Genomic DNA, 20415 nt, shown 5'->3' on the forward strand with positions numbered 1-20415 from the left:
TCCCCTACCGGCTAGTGGACCGTCGTAATCTCCAGTCTACGCCGTGGCCGCGCCCCTGCGGGAAGCGAAAAAGGGGGGGGCGACCCTAGAGCGGGTCCCCCCCCACGTCTCGTAGGGTCTTCCCATGACCTCGACCGACCTGCCGGCCACTGAGCCCGCTCCCGTGGAACGCGAAGTTCTCACGTGGGAGACCTTCCCCGTCGCCGTGCGCGACCTGGCCCACAAGGTGGTGGACAGCGGGTTCGTGCCCGAGGTCGTGATCGCCGTCGCCCGGGGCGGTCTGGTGCCCGGCGGCGCCATGGCCTACGCGCTCGGCACCAAGGGCGTCGGGACCCTGAACGTCGAGTTCTACACGGACATCGGCAAGACGCTCGACGACCCGCGGGTGCTGCCGCCCCTGATGGACACCTCCGAGCTCCCGGGCGCCAAGGTCCTCGTGGTCGACGACGTCGCCGACTCCGGCCGCACCCTCGCGCTGGTCATGGACCTGCTGGAGAAGAAGGGTGCGGAGGCGCGGTCCGCCGTTCTCTTCACGAAGCCGCGCACGATCATCCAGCCGGACTACTCGTGGAAGGACACCGACCTGTGGATCACCTTCCCCTGGTCGGCCGAGCCGCCGGTGACGGGTGCGAGGTCGATCGACGCGTGAGGCGCTGAGCCCCGGGGAGCTGCTGAGCCCTGGTCGGCGTTCGCGCCCCGGTGAGTCGCTGGACCCCGGCGTGCACGGTCAGGCCCACGAGGCACGTGACCAGCACGCCGAGGGCCAGCCCGGAGGCGACGTCGTGCACGTAGTGGACGCCCGCGGCGACGCGGGCGCCCGCCACGGCCACGGCCAGCGGCACGACGAGCGGCCAGAGCCGCGGCGCGACCAGGAGACAGGCCACGGCCAGTGCGCCAGCGATGGTCGAGTGGTTGCTCGGCCAGGACCAGTCCCCCGCGGGTGGGCACGCGAGCACGGTGGCGACGTCAACCACCCGGCACGGCCGCTCCTCGGTGACCAGCAGCTTCACCACCTCGCTCGTGCCGTACGCCGCGACGGCGCCCACCCCGGCCGCGGCGAGCAGCCAGAACCGCGAGCGGTCGCGGAACCAGGTGAGCAGCACGAGGCCGGCCGTGATCGCGACGAGCGCCAGCAGTCCCTTGTCCGCGACCAGGCCCGCGAGGCCCGCCAGGGGTGAGGCGGCGGTTCCGCCGGCGATGCCCTCGAAGAGGGCCCCGCGGCCGGGCCAGGCCAGGAGAGCGACGGCGGACAGCACGAGCAGGGCGCTGAGAGCCGCTGGGATGATGGCGTGGGGCACCGGGCCGGCGAGCTGTCCGGAGGGACGAGACGCTGCCGGTGCGTGGCGCGTGGTGGTCATGCCGAGAACGCTACGAACCTCCCGGACCATGCGGATCTGACGTGGGTCAGGCGTTGTCTATGACCCTGGTCCTACATCGTCCGCCCGAAGATCAGACCCAGGCTGGAAGCGTGCGCCCGGCGCGTCGACGACGATGGTCCGGTGACCCAGCCGTCCACGTCCACCGACACCACCACTGCCACCGGCACTGCCACCGACACCGGCACCGACACCGCGCGCCCGACCTTCGGGCTGCTCCTCGCGGCCGCGTTCGCCGTGCTGCTGGTGCTCGCCGGCGTAGATCCCTGGTGGATGATCCCTCTCGCGGCGGTCGCGGCACCCGTCGGTCTCTCCGACCATGGGGCACGCCGAGGTGCGCTCGCCATGGCCCTCGCTGCCGCGGTCGGCGCCATCGCCGTCCTGGCGGGCTGGGCCGACCTGCGTGACGCGCTCGTCACTGCGGCCCGTGGTGTCGTCACCGGTGTGCTGCCCTGGTCGGTGGCGATGGCCTGGCGTGCCCGGCGCGCTGCCGAGGCCGACGCCGCGGCGGCGCTCGTCCGGGAGCAGGACGCGCGGCGGCTGCGCGCCGAGACCGATCTGGCACGGCAGCGGCTGCACCTCGCCGAGGGCCTCCACGACGACCTGGGCCACGCCCTCAGCCTCGTCGCGCTCAACCTGGGGCGGCTGGAGCTCGAGCTGGAACGCGGTCGGGACGTCGCGGCTGACCCCGATCCCGGCACCGACACCGACACCGACACCGACACCGACACCAGTTTGGGGTCTGAGCGCGGCCGGGCATCGGACATGTCGGCACGGGAGTCCGTCGCCCTGGCACGGCGGCAGGTCTCGGACGCGGTGGTCCGCCTCGGCGCGTCCGTCCAGACGTTGCGTGCCGGCCTGCCCGACGGCCCGCCTGCCCCGGGCACCACGACCGGCCTCCTCGACGAGGTCGGCCTCGACGCACTCGTCGAGGAAGCCCGCCGTGCTGGGGCGGACCTGGAGCTCAGCGGGTCGCCCGGCCCCGAGCGCCTCGCCCGGTTCGGGCCTGCCGTCGTCCGGGTGGTCCAGGAGGCTCTGACGAACGCGCTCAAGCACGCGCCGGGTCAGCCGATCCGTGTCGTGCTGCAGGAGGACACCGAACGCCTCGTCGTGGTCGTGCGCAACCCGCTGCCCGCCTCGGACGTCGGGCGGCCGTCGGTAGGGCCGACGGGTGTCGGGGGCGTCGAGCTGGCAAGCGTCGGGCCGGCACGTGACGACCTGGCGGGCGGCGATCTGGCAACCACCGGTGGGGGCACCGGGGTGCGGGCGCTCGGGCGGCAGGTGCGTGCTGCGGGCGGATCGATCGAAGCCGGGCCGGCCGGTTCCGACTACGTGCTGCGTGCGGAGCTGCACCCGGCGGTGGTTCCGTCGCCGGGGCACAGTCCCGTCGGTCGGCAGGAAGGACCAGGTGCGCCACCCGCTCGAGTCGCCGGCGGGGCGCCGACGCCGGCGCCCCCGGGCGGGTATGCGGTCACCGACGGACTGACCCGTGCCCGGCGCCGGGGCGGGGTGTTGCTGCTGGCCGCGGTGCTCGTGCCGGCCGCCGCCCTGGTCGTGGTCGCGGGTGCGATCCAGCTCGCGGACCATCTCGCGGCCAGGCACGCGCTGCTCGATCCGACCGACTTCGTCCGCATCACGGTCGGCGACACCCGCTCCGACGTCGACCCGCTGCTGCCCGCGACCCCGCTCGAACCACCCCGCGGGGCCGACCCGGCGTGCGACCACTACGCGGTCACGGCCGACCCGCTCGCGGACGCGTCCGGGGACGCCTACCGGATCTGCTGGTCAGGTGATCGCGTGACGTCGGCGGACCTCGTGGTCGGCGGCGCGTCATGAGCGCGGCGAAGGTCGCGAGCGACCGGGGCATGTCGAGCGGGCCGGACATCAGGAACGGCGGCACGTCATGAGTGGCCCGGACGTTCCCGGGCCCCTGCGTGTCGTGCTCGCGGACGACGAGCCGCTCGTGCGCGCCGGGCTGGCGGGGATCCTCGAGACCGACGACGGGATCCGGGTCGTCGCACAGGGCTCCTCGGGTGAGGAGGCGCTGGCCGCGGTACGTGCGCACCGGCCCGACGTCGTGCTCCTGGACGTGCGCATGGGCACGATGGGCGGCCTGGAGACCCTGGCGGAGATCCGTCGCACCGCCGGGTCCCTGCCGTGCCTCATGGTCACGACGTTCGGCGAGGACGAGTACATCGCGGAGGCCGTCCGGCTGGGCGCCGACGGGTTCGTGCTGAAGTCGGGCGACCCCCGCGAGCTGCTGCTCGCGGTGCGGGCCGCGGCGTCGGGCGGCGCGTTCTTCTCGCCCGCCGTGTCGCGGCGGCTGCTACAGACGGGACTGGGCACGCGCTTCATCGCCCGGCAGGAGGCAAGGAGGCGATTCGAACACCTCACCCAGCGAGAGCAGGAGGTGCTCGCCCTGCTGGGCGAGGGACTTCCCAACCCGGAGATCGCAGCGCGACTCCACCTCGCCGAGGGCACGGTCAAGGTGCACGTCACCTCGATCCTGCGCACCACCGGGGCCCGCAACCGGGTCGAGGCGGCGCTCATCGCAGCCAACGCGGACGCCGGGCCGCCGTAGCGGGGCGGCACACACGCCCACGCGCCGGCGCCGCTGACGTGTGAGGTGCAGCGATGCCACCCCGATCCGGCGGCCCGGCCGCTACAGCTCGACCTGCGTCCAGCCGACCAGGTCCCGCCAGCCCGCGACATCGTTCGTCCAGCCGACCAGGACCTGGTGCGCGACCGCGAGGTCGGGGCAGATCGCCTGGTAGATCGGGGTGTCGGGGCCGTCGCGGTACTCCACGACGAAGGCTGGCCCGTCACCGTCGAAGGCGGTCTGCGCGAACCCGTACTCGTTCGCCGTGTCCTCGACGGCGAAGAACTGCTGGCGCCCACGCCGTACCTGGTGGAACAGCATGAGCAGGTCGTACGGCGTCGGATCAAGGGTCGCCGCGCCCCGTTCGGGCCGCACCCGCCGTCGTGCGGGAACGGCCAGCGGCACATCGGCGAGTAGTCGCTTGCGCCACTCGGTCACCCGCACCCGCACCCTCGACCCGGCATCCCCCGTCCAATCGACCTCGAGACCACGGCGGGCGACGGTCGTCGCGACGATCTGCCCGATCGCGACGGCAGACCGACCGTCGAACCCACCGAACGACAGGAAGAGGTCGCCCGGGACATCGGCGAGCCGGTCGGCATCCTGGCTGTGGAAGAAGACGTACCCGAGCGGCTCCCCGCCCCGGGGATCCGCCTCATCACGGATCTCGCTGACACCGCAGGTGTTGCAGCAGGCGAAGCACATCCTCGCCACCACGCCATGGCTCTCCAGGTCCGCGAACGCGGCGGCCAGCGCCGAGTAGTCGCCCTGGTCGGCCCAGCTCGCCTGCTCGGCGACGCGCGCCTGCCACTCCTCGCGAGCCGCTTCGGCCGCTGCGGTGCGCAGGCTGTCGGCGACCTCCGGCTCAAGCATCTCGTCTGCGGCGCGGAGCACCTCGTCGAACGGGGTGAATCCCGCGCGCACCATGGCACGGACCTGCCCTCGGACGTACTTCAGCTCATCGCCGTCTGCCATCGGCGCCACATCCATATCGGTCACGCCCGCGACAGTAGCCGTAGTCACTGACAGCGCCCGGCAGGGGCCGTGACGCAGCAGAGCGCTCGCACGAACGGCCCGGAACGGCCCGGAACGGCCCGGAACGGCCCGGAACGGCCCGGAACGGCAGCATGTTGCCGTTCCGGGCCGTTCGATCCTTCAGGTCCGCTCGCGCGGGAGGGGTGCGACGGTCAGTCGCGGTAGTAGGGCTGCACTTCCTTCTTGCTGGCGCCGATCCGCACGTTGCGGTAGTCGGCCCGGAACGTCGCGCCCGGCTGATAGTCCTTGTACATGCCGTACTTGATCCTGAACATTTCCTGGAAGCTGTTGTTATCGCAGTTGTCCGGGCCGAAGCCGAAGTACGTCTCCTGCTCGAGGATCTTCGTCTCGGTGGTGGTCGCCCCGACCTTCCTGTGCCAGACCTCAATCAGCCCCTTGGGCCCGCCGGGCTGGTAGCGCTCCACGTTGTACTTGATGACGAAGGAGTGCCACTCGTTCGGGACGAGTGGCTTGGTCGCCATCGCCGTGTCGTAGTCCACGCCCGGCTCGTCGCCCCGTCGCACGAACTGGAGGTTGTGCCCGTTGCCGGCACCCGACTGGATGCGCACGCCGGCGATCGGGCCCGCGTGGCACTGCCAGAGCTGCATCACAAACGCCCCGCTGCCGGTCACGTCATCGACGCCATAGGGGATGCGGATATCGAACCCGACCCACACGTTGGTGTGGAACGGCAGCGTTCGCCCCGGCGTTGCCAGCTCCGTACGATCCCGGAGCCGCTTTCCGTCGGGGCCTACCCAGGTGTTCATCTCGGCGTTCTGAAGGACGGCGTCTTGGTACTCGAAGTCATACTTCGTGCGGAACGTCAGCGCACGCTCGTCCGAGGCCCCGTCCACGGTTCCCGTGATGGTAGGTTCCTGCCCCGCTCCCTGACACTTGCCCTCGTACGTGCGTCCGTTCTCGATGAGGTTGCCGCCGTCACCGATCCCCGGACCGCACAGAGTGGGCTTGTCGATCGTCCAGGTCCTACCTGGGATACCCATCGCGTAGCTGGGAACCTCTTCTGCCGCGCTGTCTGCCGCACTGGCGGATTGTGTGGTTGCCACCGCGGCGACTCCGAGCGAGGCGGTCAGGGTTGCCGCCATGGCGAGAGCCGTCATTCTTCGAGCGAGCCGACCTGGGGCCGAGAGCTGCATCTATGTCATCCCTTGCTTGGAGGGAAGTGCTTCGTTCGTCCGCAACATAACGGCGGCGGGTCCCGTACTCAACGAAAGAGGCCGGGATTTTGCAGCCCTCGGGAAACAACAAGCAAAAAGAGGCCCGGACCCGCAAAGTTCTGCGGTTCCGGGCCTCTGATCAGCCGCTACGGGCGACGGGCTCCTGAGACGAGGTCAGAAGTCCCAGTCGTCGTCCTCGGTCTCCACGGCCTTGCCGATCACGTACGACGAGCCCGACCCCGAGAAGAAGTCGTGGTTCTCGTCCGCGTTCGGCGACAGCGCCGCGAGGATCGCGGGGTTGACGTCGGTGTCCTCCTTGGGGAACAGCGCCTCGTAACCCAGGTTCATCAGGGCCTTGTTGCCGTTGTACCGCAGGAACTTCTTGACGTCCTCGGTCAGCCCCAGCTCGCCGTAGAGCGAGTCGGTGTACTCGACCTCGTTCTCGTACAGCTCGAAGAGCAGGTCGAACGTGTACGCCTTGAGGTCGTCCTGCTCGGGCTGCGTCAGCTGGGCGAGGCCCTTCTGGTACTTGTAGCCGATGTAGTACCCGTGCACGGCCTCGTCGCGGATGATGAGGCGGATCAGGTCGGCCGTGTTCGTGAGCTTCGCCCGCGAGGACCAGTACATCGGCGCGTAGAAGCCGGAGTAGAACAGGAACGACTCGAGCATCGTCGAGGCGACCTTGCGCTTCAGCGGGTCGTCGCCCCGGTAGTAGTCGAGGACGATCTCCGCCTTCTTCTGCAGGTGCTCGTTGCTCTCGGACCACTCGAACGCGTCGTCGATCTCCGGCGTGGACAGCAGCGTGGAGAAGATCGAGGAGTAGCTCTTCGCGTGCACGCTCTCCATGAAGGCGATGTTGGTGTACACCGCCTCCTCGTGCGGGGTGAGCGCGTCCGGGATGAGGGACACCGCGCCGACCGTGCCCTGGATGGTGTCCAGGAGGGTCAGACCGGTGAACACCCGCGACGTCATGGTCTTCTCGTGCTCCGAGAGCGTGTTCCACGACTGGATGTCGTTGGACACCGGCACCTTCTCGGGCAGCCAGAAGTTACCGACCAGGCGGTCCCAGACCTCGAGGTCCTTCTCGTCCTCGAGGCGGTTCCAGTTGATCGCCGTCACGCGATCGATGAGCTTGAGCTTGCCAGTTGGCGACATGGGAGTTCCTTCAGAGGCGGCGGTGGTACGGATGAGCCTGGCGGTGCGGACCGTTCAGCGGGCTGCTGTCACAGCATGCAGCTGACGCAGCCCTCGACCTCCGTACCCTCCAGTGCCATCTGGCGCAGGCGGATGTAGTAGAGGGTCTTGATGCCCTTGCGCCACGCGTAGATCTGCGCCTTGTTGACGTCGCGCGTGGTCACCGTGTCCGGGAAGAACAGGGTCAGCGAGAGGCCCTGGTCCACGTGCTGCGTCGCCGCGGCGTACGTGTCGATGATCTTCTCGTACCCGATCTCGTACGCGTCCTGGTAGTAGTCCAGGTTGTCGTTCGTCATGTACGGCGCGGGGTAGTAGACGCGGCCGAGCTTGCCTTCCTTGCGGATCTCGATCTTGGCCGGGACCGGGTGGATCGACGACGTCGAGTTGTTGATGTAGCTGATCGAACCCGTCGGCGGAACGGCCTGCAGGTTCTGGTTGTACAGGCCGTGCTCCATGACCGAGGCCTTGAGCGCGCGCCAGTCGTCCTGCGTCGGGATCGACACACCGGCGTCGGCGAACAGGCGCGTGACCCGCTCCGTGGCCGGCTTCCACTCCTGCTCGACGTACTTGTCGAAGTACTCGCCCGTGGCGTACTTGGAGTCCTCGAACCCGCCGAACTTCTGCTTCCGCGTGATCGACAGGCGGTTGGACGCCGCGATCGCGTGGTAGGCCACGGTGTAGAAGTAGATGTTCGTGAAGTCGATGCCCTCTTCGGAGCCGTAGTAGATGCGCTCACGTGCGAGGTAGCCGTGCAGGTTCATCTGGCCCAGGCCGATCGCGTGGCCGCGCTCGTTGGCCAGCTTGATCGACGGGACGGACTCGATCGAGGTCTGGTCGCTGACCGCGGTCAGCGCGCGGATCGCCGTGTCGATCGTGCGGCCGAAGTCCGGCGAGTCCATCGCCTTGGCGATGTTCAGCGAGCCCAGGTTGCAGGAGATGTCGCGGCCGACCTCGTCGTACGAGAGATCCTCGTTGAACGTCGACGGGGTGGAGACCTGCAGGATCTCGGAGCACAGGTTCGAGTGGGTGATGCGGCCCTTGATCGGGTTCGCCTTGTTCACCGTGTCCTCGAACATGATGTACGGGTAGCCGGACTCGAACTGCAGCTCCGCGAGCGTCTGGAAGAAGTCGCGCGCGCTGATCGTGGTCTTGCGGATGCGGTCGTCGGCGACGAGCTCGTCGTACTTCTCCGAGATGGAGATGTCGGCGAACGGCTTGCCGTAGACCCGCTCGACGTCGTACGGGCTGAACAGGTGCATGTCCGCGTTCTTCTTGGCCAGCTCGAACGTGATGTCCGGGATGACCACGCCGAGCGAGAGCGTCTTGATGCGGATCTTCTCGTCCGCGTTCTCCCGCTTGGTGTCGAGGAACCGCATGATGTCGGGGTGGTGCGCGTGCAGGTACACGGCGCCGGCGCCCTGGCGCGCGCCGAGCTGGTTCGCGTAGGAGAAGGAGTCCTCCAGGAGCTTCATCACGGGGATGACGCCCGAGGACTGGTTCTCGATGTGCTTGATCGGCGCGCCGTGCTCGCGGATGTTGCTCAGGAGCAGCGCCACGCCACCGCCACGCTTGGAGAGCTGCAGCGCGGAGTTGATGCCGCGCGCGATCGACTCCATGTTGTCCTCGATGCGCAGCAGGAAGCAGGACACGGGCTCGCCGCGCTGCGCCTTGCCGACGTTGAGGAAGGTGGGCGTCGCGGGCTGGAACCGCCCGGAGATGACCTCCTCGACGATGTCGCGGGCCGTCTGCTCGTCGCCGTCGGCCAGGCCGAGCGCAACCATGGCGACGCGGTCCTCGAAGCGCTCCAGGTACTTCTTGCCGTCGAACGTCTTGAGCGTGTACGAGGTGTAGTACTTGAACGCGCCCAGGAACGTCTCGAAGCGGAACTTCTTGGAGTACGCGAGCTGGAACAGCTCGTTGACGAACGAGCCCGAGTACTTGGCCAGCACGGTCGGGTCGTAGTACTTGGCCTCGACGAGGTGCTCGAGCTTCGCCTCAAGGGTGTCGAAGTCGACGGTGTTCGGGTTCACGTGCTGCAGGAAGTACTGGCGGGCCGCCTCGCGGTCCTTCTCGAACTGGATCTTCCCGTCCGGCCCGTACAGGTTCAGCATGGCGTTGAGCGCGTGGTAATCCATCTGGATGCTCTCCAGGGGGATCTCGCTCAGGCCCTCAGTCAGGCTGAGAGGCTCAGTGGTTGTTGCTGCCAAAATCGTCCCAATCCGTTGCGGACGCGCGTGACGTCCTGCGCCGTTCCCAGAAGCTCGAAGGCGTACAGGTACGGGACATCACACTTCGCCGAGATGATGTCGCCGGTGATGCAGTACGCAGCCCCGAAGTTGGTGTTCCCCGCGGCGATGACGCCGCGGATGAGCGACCGGTTGTGTTCGTCGTTGAGGAACTTCCTCACCTGCCGCGGGACGGCCCCGCCCTCGTTGCCGCCACCGTAGGTGGGGGCCAGGAGGACGTAGGGCTCGTCCACGCGCAGGAACCCGTCGGCCGGGCGGAGCGGGATCCGGTGCACGGACATTCCCAGCTCTTCGAGAGCGAGCTTCTCGACGAACCTGTGCGTGTTCTCGGACACGCTGGAGAAGTAGACGAGAGAGCCCACGTCACGCCTCCTTGCCGACGTAGCGGTGGTGCAGGTCAGGCCGAAGCGGCCTGGAGCGCGGCGACCGCGCTGATCTGGTCGGGGCGAAAGCCCGACCAGTGGGTGTCACCGGCCACCACGACCGGTGCCTGGAGGTAACCGAGGCCGCGGACCATCTCCAGCGCCTCAGCGTCCTGCGTGATGTCGACGACCGTGTACTCGACACCCTTGCGATCCAGTGCCCGGTACGTCGCGTCGCACTGGACGCATGCCGGCTTGCTGTAGACCGTGACGCTCATGTCCGCCTCCTCTGACCTCGAAGAACACCCGTGAACTTACGTCGGTGTGCTTTGTTCGCGGGTCTGCGTCTCCCGCTGCACCAAACACTACACCTAGGGTCTGACACTCGCTCGGTCACGACATGTAGTGGTTCGGGACGTGGTAGGCACTACGCCGGGAACGCTCGTGACGCTCAGGGACCATGCTGCCACGAGCCTCTGACACCGCCAGGGAGGCCGCGCGCACGGGTTCCCGGGGCGCCGTCGGAGGAGCCGTCGGGACCGCGCGAACGGGCACCTCGACGGCCTCCCGAGGCCCGAAAAAAAACTGAGTCAACGGCGTGTCGCGTCCCTTCGGCGTGTCACCGGGACGGAGTTTGTCGGGCTCGCCACACGGCCCGACACCCGCCCGCGGGAATACCTCGCCGCGGGAGCGGCTACCCGGTCGGTCCGGGGCGGTGCCAGCCGGCCTCGTCGACGCCGCCGGGCACGGCGGTGCCGGGGTCGTACGGCGTCCGCGTGAAGAGGAACGTGCCGACGTCCAGCGCGACGGGCGCACCGTCCGCCTCGACGACCCGCAGCCGCTCGCCCAGCCAGTAGCCGCCGTCGACGCCGCGCAGCTCGCCGCGGACGACGTCGAAGAGCGTGCCGCGGCCCCCGCTGCCCGCGGACCGCAGATCGATGCGTCCCGCGGCGTCGACCTGCACGACGAACGGGACCGGCCCCCAGTACCAGGTGCCGGCGATCCCGGCCGGCACGATCCCGTCCGAGCCCGTCTGCGGCGCCGTACGGCGCTCGTCGGCGCCCGGCCGTGCCGCGGGCGCCCCGGCGCCCTGGAACGCCGCCAGCAGGGCCGTCCCGTCGCCGAACCCGCCCGTGGACGAGCCGCACACCGCGACCACGTCACCGGTCGTGACGTCGGCGCGGAGGTCCGCGGTGAACCCCGGGACCGAACCGCCGTGCCCGACCGTGCGGACGGTGCCGTCCTGGCGCACCCGCACCCCGAGGCCGTGCGCGGTGGCCCACGGGCCACCCCCAGGTCCGGCGTCGTCGACCACGACGCGCGGGACCGCCAGGTGCCGGCGCAGCTCCAGCGGGAGCACGGCCTCGCCGGCGTCGCGGTCGGCCTCGCCGCCGACGAGCCACATGCCGAACCGCACCAGGTCCGACGGCGTGGACCACACCTCGCCCGCGGGACCCGCCGCGCGGTAGTCGGCGACCGGCTCGTGGTGCACGAGGTCGGCGTCCGGGTGCACGGCGTACCCGTGGACGTACGGACCCACGGGGACCCTGCCGGTGGCGGTCATGCCCAGCGGCTCCCACAGCTCGTCGCGGAGCACCTTGTCCCACGCGCTGCCGCGGACCACCTCGACGAGGCGGCCCAGCACGGCGAAGCCGGGGTTGCTGTAGTGGTACCGCTCGCCCGGGTCCCAGAGCTGCTCGACGCCGGACCCGGCCAGCTCGTCCCAGGTCGGCCCGCCGTGCCGCTCCCACCACGGGCCCGGGAACTCGGCCTGCAGGCCGCTGGTGTGCGTCAGGAGGTGCCGGATCGTGGCGTCCGGCGCCGGGGCGTCCGGCAGGTGCCGCCCGATCGGGTCCGCGAGCGCCACGGCACCCTCGGACACCAGGCGCAGCACGGCCACGGCGACCATCGGCTTGGTGACGGACCCGATGCGGAAGGCATGCTCCGCCGTCGGGCCACCCGCCGTCGGGCCACCCGCCGTCGCGCCACCCACCCAGGAGGCCGCGGCCACCCCGCTCCAGACCACCTCTCCCCCGCGGCCGACCGCCGCGGACAGCGCAGGCACGCGCCTCGCCGCGCGCGTCCGGTCGAGGAGGTCGTCCAGGACGTCACCGTGCTCAGTCATGCGCAGAAAGGTATCCCCTCGCCGCCCGCCGTCATCACCGCTGCCCGCACTCGTCGGGTACGAACGTAGGGATCGTCGTCGCATACGGGCGCATGCGACGACGATCCCTACGTTCGACGACCCCGGCCCGGCAGCGCCGGGTCCGGGGCAAGAGGTCAGGCCGGCGAGACCTCGTCCACCGTCGGCAGCGTGTTCGTCGTCGCCAGACGGCGGTACCAGTGCGCCGAGTCCTTCCAGGTGCGCTCCAGCGTCTCGTAGTCGACGCGGATGATGCCGAACCGGCGGTCGTACCCGTAGGCCCACTCGAAGTTGTCGAGCAGCGACCACGCGAAGTACCCGCGCACGTCCACGCCCTGGTCCCGGGCGAGCCCGAGCGCCTCGACGTGGTCGTGCAGGTACGAGACGCGCTCGACGTCGTGCACGCGCGCCACGCCGTCCTCGACCACCACGGTGTCCGCGAACGCGGCGCCGTTCTCGGTGACCATGAGCGGCTGGTCGGGGTAGGTGTCGCGCAGCGAGACGAGCAGGTCCGTGAGGCCGGCCGGCTCGATGTTCCAGCCCATGGCGGTGTACGGGCCGGGCTGCGGCAGGAACTCGACGTCGTCGGCCGCGATCCACGGGGTGCCCGCGGAGTCCTTGTGCCCGTCGGCCTGCTGCCGCTCCCCCTCGCCGGAGAAGTGCCGCACGCGCGCCGTCGAGTAGTAGTTGACGCCCAGCACGTCGAGCGGCTGCGCGATGGCCTCCAGGTCGCCGTCCTGCACGAACGACCAGTCGGTCACCGAGGCGGTGTTCTCGAGCAGGTCCGCGGGGTAGGCGCCGTCCAGGACCGGCCCGAGGAAGGCCCGGTTGGCCAGCGCGTCCACCTTGCGGACGGCGCCCTGGTCGACCGCGGACGACGGGTCGTCCGGCCGGAACACGTGCAGGTTCAGCGTGATCGACGTCTTGGCGGAGTCACCGAGCACCTCGCGGATCTGCTGGACGGCGAGGCCGTGCGCCAGGTTGAGGTGGTGCACCGCCTGCAGCGCGGCCAGGGACTCCGTGCGGCCCGGCGCGTGCACGCCCGAGCCATAGCCCAGGTAGGCCGTGCACCACGGCTCGTTGAGCGTGGTCCAGACGTCGATGCGGTCGCCCAGCTCCTCGGCCATCTTGCGGGCGTAGCGGGCGAACGCGTAGGCGGTCTCGCGGTTGGTCCAGCCGCCGGCGTCCTCCAGCTCCTGCGGGAGGTCCCAGTGGTAGAGCGTGACGACGGGCTTGACGCCCGCGGCGATCAGCCCGTCCACGAGGTCCGAGTAGAACCGGATGCCCTCGGCGTTGAACTCGCCGGAGCCGCCCGGCTGCACCCGCGGCCACGCGATCGAGAACCGGTAGGCGCCCAGGCCCAGGTTCTTGATGTGCTCGACATCCTCCTGCCAGCGGTGGAAGTGGTCGTCGGCGACGTCACCCGTGTCACCGTTCAGCGTCCGGCCCGGCGTGTGCGAGAACGTGTCCCAGATGGACGGCCCGCGGCCGCCCTCGGTCGCGCCACCCTCGATCTGGTACGACGCGGTCGCCGATCCCCAGAGGAAATCCGTGGGGAACTTCCGTGCACTCACAGTGCCACCTCTCCCGGGCCGGTGGCCCGAACGGTCTTGCCTTCGTTCTCGACGCTCCATTCGCCAGGAGCGTCAGCACTGGTCACGTGCACGACGCCGGACTCGTACCGCACACGGAACGTCGCCGGGGCGCCGGTGCCACCGGGGACCAGGATCTCTTCGTCGAACCCTTCGGGCAGACGGGTGCAGCGTAACGTCACGCCCTCGGCCCACGCGTAGTCGGGCCGGTCGTCGCGGGCGCCGACGGGCAGCACCGTGCCGGGCCGCACCAGCACGGGCAGGGTGTCGAACCCGTGCTTCTCGGCCACCCAGCGGGACCCGGTGACCGTCGGGGCCAGGCCGTCGGCCGCGACCTCCGGCAGGCGCGTCCACTCCCCCTCGGGCAGGTAGTACTCCGCGCGGGACTCGCCGAACACGGGCGCGACCAGCAGCGACGAGCCCAGCATGTACTGGGTGTCCACGGTGGCGGCGCTCCGGTCGGACGGGAACTCCAGCACCATCGGCCGCATCACGGGAAGCCCCGCCCCGGCGGCCTCGGATCCGGCCCCGCCGAGGTACGGCATGAGCCGCATCTTCAGCCGGGTGAACTTGCGCGTCACGTCGACGGCCTCGTCGTCGAACGCCCACGGGACGCGGTACGAGCTCGACCCGTGCAGGCGCGAGTGCGAGGACAGCAGGCCGAACGCCGTCCACCGCTTGAAGACGGCCGGGTCGGGCGTGCCCTCGAACCCGCCGATGTCGTGGCTCCAGTAGCCGAACCCGGACAGCGACAGCGAGAGACCGCCGCGCAGGGACTCCGCCATGGACACGAACGTGGACTCGCAGTCGCCGCCCCAGTGCACGGGGAACGCCTGGGTGCCCGCCGTGGCCGAACGCGCGAACAGCACGGCCTCGCCGGTGCCCCGCTCCTCCTCCAGGAGGTCGAACACCGTCTTGTTGTAGAGCGAGGCGTAGAAGTTGTGCATCCGCTGCGGGTCGGACCCGTCGTGCCAGACGACGTCGGTGGGGATGCGCTCCCCGAAGTCCGTCTTGAAGCAGTCGACGCCCTGGTCCAGCAGCACGCGCAGCTTGTCCTGGTACCAGGCGGCGGCCTCGGGGTTGGTGAAGTCGACCAGCGCCATGCCGGCCTGCCACTTGTCCCACTGCCAGACGTCGCCGTCGGCCGTGGTGACCAGGTAACCCTTCTCCGCCCCCTCGCGGAACAGATGGGAGCGCTGCGCGATGTACGGGTTGATCCAGACGCAGACCTTCAGGTCGCGCTCGTGCAGCCGGGCGAGCATGCCCTCGGGGTCCGGGAACGTGGCCGGGTCCCACACGAAGTCGCACCAGTGGAACTGCCGCATCCAGAAGCAGTCGAAGTGGAAGACCGACAGCGGGATGTCCCGCTCGGCCATGCCGTCGACGAAGCTCATGACCGTGGACTCGGAGTAGTCCGTGGTGAACGACGTGGAGAGCCACAGGCCGTACGACCAGGCGGGGACGACGGCGGGGCGCCCCGTCAGCGCCGTGTACCGGCGCAGGATCTCGGCCGGGGTGGGCCCGTGGATCACGTAGTACTGCAGCGTCTGCCCCGGCACGGAGAACTGGGTGCGGCTGACCACCTCGGAGCCCACCTCGAACGAGACCTTCTCCGGGTGGGCCACGAACACGCCGTAGCCGCGGTCGGTCAGGTAGAACGGCACGTTCTTGTAGGCCTGCTCGCTGGCCGTGCCGCCGTCCTCGTTCCAGACGTCGACGCTCTGGCCGTTCTTCACGAACGCGCCGAACCGCTCGCCCAGCCCGTAGACGTGCTCGCCCACGGAGAGCCCGAGCTGCTCGTGCACGAAGTCGCCCTCGGGCGTGCTCGCCAGCCCGACGCTCCGCGCCGACGACGTGGTGAGCACCTCGCCGCCCGCCACGAAGTCGACCTGCCACTCGCCGTCGGTCGAGACGCGGGCCGTGAGGCCGCCCGACGTCAGCTCGGCTGGACCCTCGCCCGGGGCGGCGGGGGTCACGACCTTGACCACGCCCGGCTCCCGGTTGACCGCGAAGTGCGGGCCGGGATCGCGGCGGCCCTGGTGGTGCTCGATGCGCACGCCGATGACGTCGTCCGCCGGGGCGTCGAACGTGACGGTCACGACCGGGCGGTTCAGGGTGTCGCCGCGCTTGGTGATGGGCGCGGTGGGCGCGTACACGGTCAGGGTCTCGTCGCCGGCCTCGACCGAGTCGACGTCGCGGGGCCGGAGCACGTCCACGCCGGGGCGCAGCTGCCAGTAGCCGTCGGTGAATCTCATGGGTGGCGCCTCGCTCGTCTCTGGATGGCCGTGTGGTGGAACGGGGTCACTTGACCGCCCCGGCGGTCACGCCCCGGGTCAGGGTGCGCTGGAAGATCAGGAAGAAGATGACGGCCGGCACCAGCGACACGAGCGAGCCCGCGTTGATCGTGGGCGCGTCCATCATCCGGTCGCCCTGCAGGGAGGCCAGGGCGATGGGGATGGTCTGGGTGTCGTTGCTGGTCAGCATGACCAGCGGGATGAAGAACTCGTTCCAGGTCCAGATGAAGAAGAAGATCATCAGCACCGAGAGCGTGGGCCGCACGATCGGGAACACGACCTGCCAGAGGATGCGCCAGCGGCTCGCGCCGTCCAGGGCGGCCGCCTCCAGCAGCGCGGGCGGGAACGTGCCGAGCACGGACGACAGCAGGTACGTGCCGAACGCCGACTGGATGACGGTGAAGATGATGATCACCGACCACTGCGAGTTCGACAGGCCGACCGACTGCGCCATGGTGAACAGCGGGTAGATCAGCGCCTCCTGCGGCAGCATGTTGGCCAGCAGGAACAGGGCGACGATCCACAGCCGCCCCTTCACGCGGCCGATGCCGATCGCGTACGCGTTCAGCAGCGACAGCAGCGCGCCCAGCACGGCCACGACGGCCGAGATGAACACCGAGTTCCAGAGCTTGACCGGGAAGTCGGTGCGCTCCCAGAAGGCCACGACGCCGTCGAGGTACAGGCCCGACGGCAGGGACAGCGGGCCGTTGGCCGCGTAGTCCTGCGGCGACTTGAACGCGTTGAGCAGCATGATCCCGAACGGCGCGAGCACCGCGAGGCCCACCAGGACGGCGGCGGCCAGCACGAGCCAGCGGCCCGCGCCGCGGCGGTACCGGGAGTCGATGGCGGTGGCCCGCACCTGCGCGGGCCGCGGGTCTGTGGCGACGGCCATGTCAGACCCCCTCCCTCTCACGTCGTTCGGCCCGGTTCTGCAGGCCGAGGATGATCAGGGCCACGGCGACGATCACGAGCGTGAGCACCGTGGCGATCGCGGACCCGTAGCCGACCTGGGACTTGTCGAAGAAGTTCAGGTACGAGTAGTAGCTGGGCACCAGCGTCGAGCTCTCGGGCCCGCCGCGCGTCAGCACGTAGATGGGCCCGAACACCTTGAGCGCCGCGACCGTGCAGGTCAGGGTCACCACAAACGTCTCGGGGCGGATCTGGGGCACGGTGATGGCCCGGAACCGGTCCCACCAGCCTGCGCCGTCGAGCTCGGCCGCCTCGTACAGCTCGGGGTCCACGCGCTGGAGCGCAGCCATGAAGATGACCACGGGGTAGCCCATCTGGACCCAGATCAGCACGAGCATCACCGACGGCAGGGCCGTCGTGGGGTCGCCCAGCCAGTTGGGCGGCGACTCGATGCCGATGCCCCGCAGGATCACGTTGAGCGCGCCCGTCTGGGAGTTCAGGATCCAGTTCCACAGCACGCCCGCCACGGCGACGGGCAGGATCTGCGGCAGGTAGTACGTGGCCCGCAGCACCGACGAGACGCGCTCGCCGAACCGCCGTCCGAGGTAGTCGAACAGCACCGCCGCCAGCACCAGGCCCAGCAGCGTGGGCACCAGCACCATCGCGACGATCATCGCGAGCGAGTTGCCGAACGACGTCCAGAACTTGTCGTCGCCCAGCAGGTCGACGTAGTTGCCCAGCCCGTTCCAGCGCAGCGGCGCCATCCCGCCGCGCCACTTGAACAGGCTGAAGTACACGTTGGTCACCAGCGGGTAGCCGATGACCACGACGAACGCGACCGCGCCGGGCAGCAGGTAGGGCAGGTACGCCACCCACTGCGCCCGACGACGGCGCGTTCCGCGCGGCGCGCGCGGGCGCTGGTCCGCCCGTGCGCGCCGGTCGGTCACGACGGTGTCAGCCATCGAGCAGGTCGGCCTTGCCCTCGTCGTACGAGCTCTGCAGCCCGTCCAGCACCTCGGCCGGCGTCTTCGACCGGTTGACCAGGGACTGCAGCTCGCTGACGATCACGTCGTAGTAGCCGGCCACGGGCCAGTCGGGGTAGTACGCCAGGCCGTCCTCGTCGAGGATCGCCTGGAAGTTCTCGGTGAGCTCGCGCGTGCGCTCGTCCTCGATCACGGACGGGTCGCCGGCCACGGGCAGGCCGCCCTCGGTGGCCAGCACGTCCTGCACCTCCGGGCGCAGCGTGATGTCGATGAACTCCTCGGCGAGGCTCGGGGAGTCGGCGTTGGCCGGGACCACCCAGAGGTTGCCGGACGAGCCGGTGTGCAGCGAGTTGCCCGGGAAGTTGAACTGGCCCCAGTCGGCCTTGGTCTCGGTCACCAGGCGGCCGAACCACCAGGAGCCGCTGACCATGAGCGGGTAGGTGCCGTCGATGAACGAGACGCCCATGTCCTCGGCGGTCAGGGCCGCGGAGTCGGAGGCGATGTAGCCCTTGTCGATCCACTCGTCGAGCTTCTCGGTGGCCTTCGTCATCGCGTCGTTGTGGAAGTCGACGTCGTTCGCGAACAGCTGGTAGTCGTCCACGAGCTGGCGGTCGCCGTAGGCGAGCACGAGCTCGTACCAGAGCTGGCCCAGCGGGTACTCGGCGCCGGCCTCGGCCAGCGGCGTGATGCCCTCCTTCTTGAAGGCGGCCAGCACGTCCTCGAACTCGTCGAGGGTGGTCGGCACCTCCAGCCCGAGGTCGGCCAGCATCTCCTTGTTGTAGTAGACGCCGACGAACTCGCCGTAGTTCGGCACGCCGTACCACTCGCCGGAGCCCATGAGGCCCTGCTCGTCGTACGTCGCCGTGGTCGCGAGCGAGCCGGACAGCTTCTCGTCCCAGCCGCGCTCGGTGGCCGCGTCGGTCAGCGGGGTCAGCAGGCCCTGGGCCGCGAGCTGGCCCGCGGTCGCGTTGCCCTTGTTGAACTCCATGACGTCGGGCACGTCGTCGCCCGTGAGCACGATCTTGGCGTTCTTCTGGATCTGCTCGAACGTCTGCTTCTCGACGTCGACCGTGACGTCCGGGTTCTCCTCCTCGAAGATCTCGATGGCCTTGGCCCAGGCCTTGCCCATCGCCGAGTCCTCGTTCTCGTAGTGCCAGATGGTGAGCGTGCTGTCGTCGGTGTCGCCACCGCCGCCGCCCTGGCCGGTGCATCCGGCCAGTGCCATGGCGCCGGCCATCGCCGCCGCCACGACCGTCATCGTCCGCTTGTGCCTCATTGCATCTCCTTGGTCCACGTCCGAACTGCTGCGTCCGGATCGTCGAAGCGTTTCAACACGCTAAACCTAGACTCTCACGGATGTCTAGTGGCACTTTCGGCACGAAACGCTAGTCTTCTGTCGAAGCGCTTCCCTACTATGCGGCACACTGGTGTGCCGGCACCGCGCGCTACCTGCACCGGCACCGACCCGAAGGGAGCACCGTGGCTACGATCGACGACGTCGCGAGGACGGCGGGGGTGTCGACCTCGACGGTGTCCTACGTGCTGTCCGGCAAGCGCCCCATCTCCGCACCCACCCGGGCACGGGTCGAGCGCGCGATCGAGAAGCTCGGCTACCGCCCGCACGCCGGCGCCCGGGCGCTGGCGTCCGCGCGCACCAACGTCATCGCGCTGATGGCGCCGCTCCGGGTGGGCGTGAACGTGCCGGTCATCATGCAGTTCGTGGCGGGCGTGGTCACGCGGGCGCGCGACTTCGACCACGACGTGCTGCTGCTGACCCAGGACGACGTGAGCGGCCTGGACCGCGTGACCGGCGGCTCGATGGTCGACGCGCTGGTCATGATGGACATCGAGGCCGACGACCCGCGCGTGCCCCTGGTGGCCGCCGCCAAGCAGCCCACGGTGCTCATCGGCCTGCCCCAGGACCCGGAGGGGCTGAGCTGCGTGGACCTCGACTTCGAGGCCGCGGGCCGGCTCGCCGTGCGGCACCTCGCGCAGACGGGCCACACCGACGTGGCCCTCATCGGCTCGCCGCCCGAGGTGCTGCGGCGGCACACCTCCTACGCCGAGCGGATGATGCGGGGCCTGCGCGAACAGGCCCGCAGCTCCGGCGTGACGGTCAAGGTGGAGGCGTGCGACTCGTCGCCGTCGGGCGCCTCGACCGCCGTGGACACCCTGCTGGCCACCGCCCCGGACACCACCGGCATCGTGGTGCACAACGAGGGCGCCCTGCCCCACGTGCTGTCCCGGCTGACCGAGCGCGGCCTGGTGGTCGGCCGGGACATGTCGGTGGTCGCGGTCTGCCCCACCGACGTGGCGCTGTCCCAGCGCATCCCGATGACCAGCATCGACCTGCCCGCCGAGGGCATCGGCAAGGTGGCCGTGGACATGGTGATGGCGCGCCTCGAGAGCGAGCAGCCGTCCGAGACCCGGCTGCTCGCCCCCGTGCTGACCGAACGCGAGAGCTCGGCGCCCGGTCCCGCCGCCGAGGACGGCTGACGGCGGGAGCG

17 protein-coding genes are annotated in these 20415 nt (G+C 70.0%); 4 read left to right on the forward strand and 13 right to left on the reverse strand.

The window, feature by feature from the left end; all coding sequences use genetic code 11:
* Positions 1-124: 124 nt before the first annotated feature.
* Positions 125-649 (forward strand): phosphoribosyltransferase, encoded by a 525-nt coding sequence (locus ACFV9Q_RS11760; protein ID WP_377234573.1) that lies wholly within the window; start codon positions 125-127, stop codon positions 647-649.
* Here ACFV9Q_RS11760 and ACFV9Q_RS11765 read toward each other — a convergent pair.
* Complete coding sequence (locus ACFV9Q_RS11765; protein WP_377234574.1) at positions 591-1358, reverse strand: phosphatase PAP2 family protein; 768 nt, start codon at positions 1356-1358, stop codon at positions 591-593. The genes ACFV9Q_RS11760 and ACFV9Q_RS11765 overlap by 59 nt on opposite strands.
* A gap of 141 nt (positions 1359-1499) precedes the next feature.
* Here ACFV9Q_RS11765 and ACFV9Q_RS11770 point away from each other — a divergent pair, with 141 nt between their 5' ends.
* Together ACFV9Q_RS11770 and ACFV9Q_RS11775 are read left to right on the forward strand one after the other, a co-directional pair.
* Positions 1500-3212, forward strand: coding sequence for a sensor histidine kinase (locus ACFV9Q_RS11770; RefSeq protein WP_377234575.1), 1713 nt, complete (start codon positions 1500-1502; stop codon positions 3210-3212).
* A 67-nt stretch (positions 3213-3279) separates the two neighbouring features.
* Complete coding sequence (locus tag ACFV9Q_RS11775) at positions 3280-3957, forward strand: response regulator (protein ID WP_377234576.1); 678 nt, start codon at positions 3280-3282, stop codon at positions 3955-3957.
* 81 nt (positions 3958-4038) lie between these two features.
* Here the strand turns inward: ACFV9Q_RS11775 and ACFV9Q_RS11780 are convergent, their stop codons facing one another.
* The 12 genes from ACFV9Q_RS11780 to ACFV9Q_RS11835 all read right to left on the reverse strand — a co-directional run bounded on the left by ACFV9Q_RS11780 (position 4039) and on the right by ACFV9Q_RS11835 (position 19184).
* A complete protein-coding gene (locus ACFV9Q_RS11780; protein WP_377234739.1) occupies positions 4039-4965 on the reverse strand; it encodes a DUF6891 domain-containing protein in 927 nt (308 codons plus the stop codon).
* A 197-nt stretch (positions 4966-5162) separates the two neighbouring features.
* Complete coding sequence (locus ACFV9Q_RS11785; protein ID WP_377234577.1) at positions 5163-6113, reverse strand: heparin lyase I family protein; 951 nt, start codon at positions 6111-6113, stop codon at positions 5163-5165.
* A gap of 246 nt (positions 6114-6359) precedes the next feature.
* The gene (nrdF, locus tag ACFV9Q_RS11790; protein ID WP_377229611.1) at positions 6360-7340 is read right to left on the reverse strand and encodes a class 1b ribonucleoside-diphosphate reductase subunit beta; all 981 of its coding nucleotides are present in this window, start codon (positions 7338-7340) and stop codon (positions 6360-6362) included.
* 68 nt (positions 7341-7408) lie between these two features.
* Positions 7409-9514, reverse strand: a complete 2106-nt coding sequence (gene nrdE / locus ACFV9Q_RS11795) for a class 1b ribonucleoside-diphosphate reductase subunit alpha (protein ID WP_377234578.1) — start codon at positions 9512-9514, stop codon at positions 7409-7411.
* Between the two features lie 38 nt (positions 9515-9552).
* Entirely contained in the window at positions 9553-9987 is a 435-nt protein-coding gene (gene nrdI, locus ACFV9Q_RS11800) for a class Ib ribonucleoside-diphosphate reductase assembly flavoprotein NrdI (RefSeq protein WP_377229609.1), read from the reverse strand.
* Positions 9988-10022: 35 nt separating this feature from the next.
* A complete protein-coding gene (gene nrdH / locus ACFV9Q_RS11805) occupies positions 10023-10265 on the reverse strand; it encodes a glutaredoxin-like protein NrdH (RefSeq protein ID WP_020017613.1) in 243 nt (80 codons plus the stop codon).
* Between the two features lie 416 nt (positions 10266-10681).
* On the reverse strand, positions 10682-12112 hold the full coding sequence (locus ACFV9Q_RS11810) for a serine hydrolase domain-containing protein (RefSeq protein WP_377234579.1): 1431 nt from the start codon (positions 12110-12112) through the stop codon (positions 10682-10684).
* A 155-nt stretch (positions 12113-12267) separates the two neighbouring features.
* Positions 12268-13704 carry a GH1 family beta-glucosidase gene (locus ACFV9Q_RS11815; RefSeq protein WP_377234580.1) on the reverse strand — a complete coding sequence of 479 codons (1437 nt, stop codon included), beginning with the start codon at positions 13702-13704 and terminating at the stop codon, positions 12268-12270.
* On the reverse strand, positions 13701-15977 hold the full coding sequence (gene yicI / locus ACFV9Q_RS11820; RefSeq protein WP_377234581.1) for an alpha-xylosidase: 2277 nt from the start codon (positions 15975-15977) through the stop codon (positions 13701-13703). Before yicI ends, ACFV9Q_RS11815 begins: the two co-directional genes overlap by 4 nt.
* A gap of 46 nt (positions 15978-16023) precedes the next feature.
* Entirely contained in the window at positions 16024-16908 is an 885-nt protein-coding gene (locus ACFV9Q_RS11825; protein ID WP_377229605.1) for a carbohydrate ABC transporter permease, read from the reverse strand.
* 1 nt (position 16909) lies between these two features.
* Positions 16910-17887, reverse strand: coding sequence for a carbohydrate ABC transporter permease (locus ACFV9Q_RS11830; protein WP_377234582.1), 978 nt, complete (start codon positions 17885-17887; stop codon positions 16910-16912).
* Positions 17880-19184 (reverse strand): ABC transporter substrate-binding protein, encoded by a 1305-nt coding sequence (locus ACFV9Q_RS11835; RefSeq protein ID WP_377229603.1) that lies wholly within the window; start codon positions 19182-19184, stop codon positions 17880-17882. Before ACFV9Q_RS11835 ends, ACFV9Q_RS11830 begins: the two co-directional genes overlap by 8 nt.
* 203 nt (positions 19185-19387) lie before the next feature.
* On the opposite strand from ACFV9Q_RS11835, the gene ACFV9Q_RS11840 reads away from it, so the two are divergent.
* A complete protein-coding gene (locus tag ACFV9Q_RS11840; protein ID WP_377234583.1) occupies positions 19388-20404 on the forward strand; it encodes a LacI family DNA-binding transcriptional regulator in 1017 nt (338 codons plus the stop codon).
* Positions 20405-20415 lie beyond the last annotated feature (11 nt).

Origin of the sequence: Promicromonospora sp. NPDC059942 (genome assembly GCF_042731755.1) — a bacterium.
Lineage (GTDB): Bacteria > Actinomycetota > Actinomycetes > Actinomycetales > Cellulomonadaceae > Promicromonospora.

Excerpts from the sequence above, each read along its gene's own strand:
- ACFV9Q_RS11760 (WP_377234573.1), top strand. The coding sequence starts at position 125 with ATGACCTCGACCGACCTGCCGGCCACTGAGCCCGCTCCCGTGGAACGC.
- ACFV9Q_RS11765 (WP_377234574.1), bottom strand. The coding sequence starts at position 1,358 with ATGACCACCACGCGCCACGCACCGGCAGCGTCTCGTCCCTCCGGACAG.
- ACFV9Q_RS11775 (WP_377234576.1), top strand. The coding sequence starts at position 3,280 with ATGAGTGGCCCGGACGTTCCCGGGCCCCTGCGTGTCGTGCTCGCGGAC.
- ACFV9Q_RS11780 (WP_377234739.1), bottom strand. The coding sequence starts at position 4,965 with ATGGATGTGGCGCCGATGGCAGACGGCGATGAGCTGAAGTACGTCCGA.
- ACFV9Q_RS11785 (WP_377234577.1), bottom strand. The coding sequence starts at position 6,113 with ATGGCGGCAACCCTGACCGCCTCGCTCGGAGTCGCCGCGGTGGCAACC.
- nrdF (WP_377229611.1), bottom strand. The coding sequence starts at position 7,340 with ATGTCGCCAACTGGCAAGCTCAAGCTCATCGATCGCGTGACGGCGATC.
- nrdE (WP_377234578.1), bottom strand. The coding sequence starts at position 9,514 with ATGGATTACCACGCGCTCAACGCCATGCTGAACCTGTACGGGCCGGAC.
- nrdH (WP_020017613.1), bottom strand. The coding sequence starts at position 10,265 with ATGAGCGTCACGGTCTACAGCAAGCCGGCATGCGTCCAGTGCGACGCG.
- ACFV9Q_RS11810 (WP_377234579.1), bottom strand. The coding sequence starts at position 12,112 with ATGACTGAGCACGGTGACGTCCTGGACGACCTCCTCGACCGGACGCGC.
- yicI (WP_377234581.1), bottom strand. The coding sequence starts at position 15,977 with ATGAGATTCACCGACGGCTACTGGCAGCTGCGCCCCGGCGTGGACGTG.
- ACFV9Q_RS11825 (WP_377229605.1), bottom strand. The coding sequence starts at position 16,908 with ATGGCCGTCGCCACAGACCCGCGGCCCGCGCAGGTGCGGGCCACCGCC.
- ACFV9Q_RS11830 (WP_377234582.1), bottom strand. The coding sequence starts at position 17,887 with ATGGCTGACACCGTCGTGACCGACCGGCGCGCACGGGCGGACCAGCGC.
- ACFV9Q_RS11835 (WP_377229603.1), bottom strand. The coding sequence starts at position 19,184 with ATGAGGCACAAGCGGACGATGACGGTCGTGGCGGCGGCGATGGCCGGC.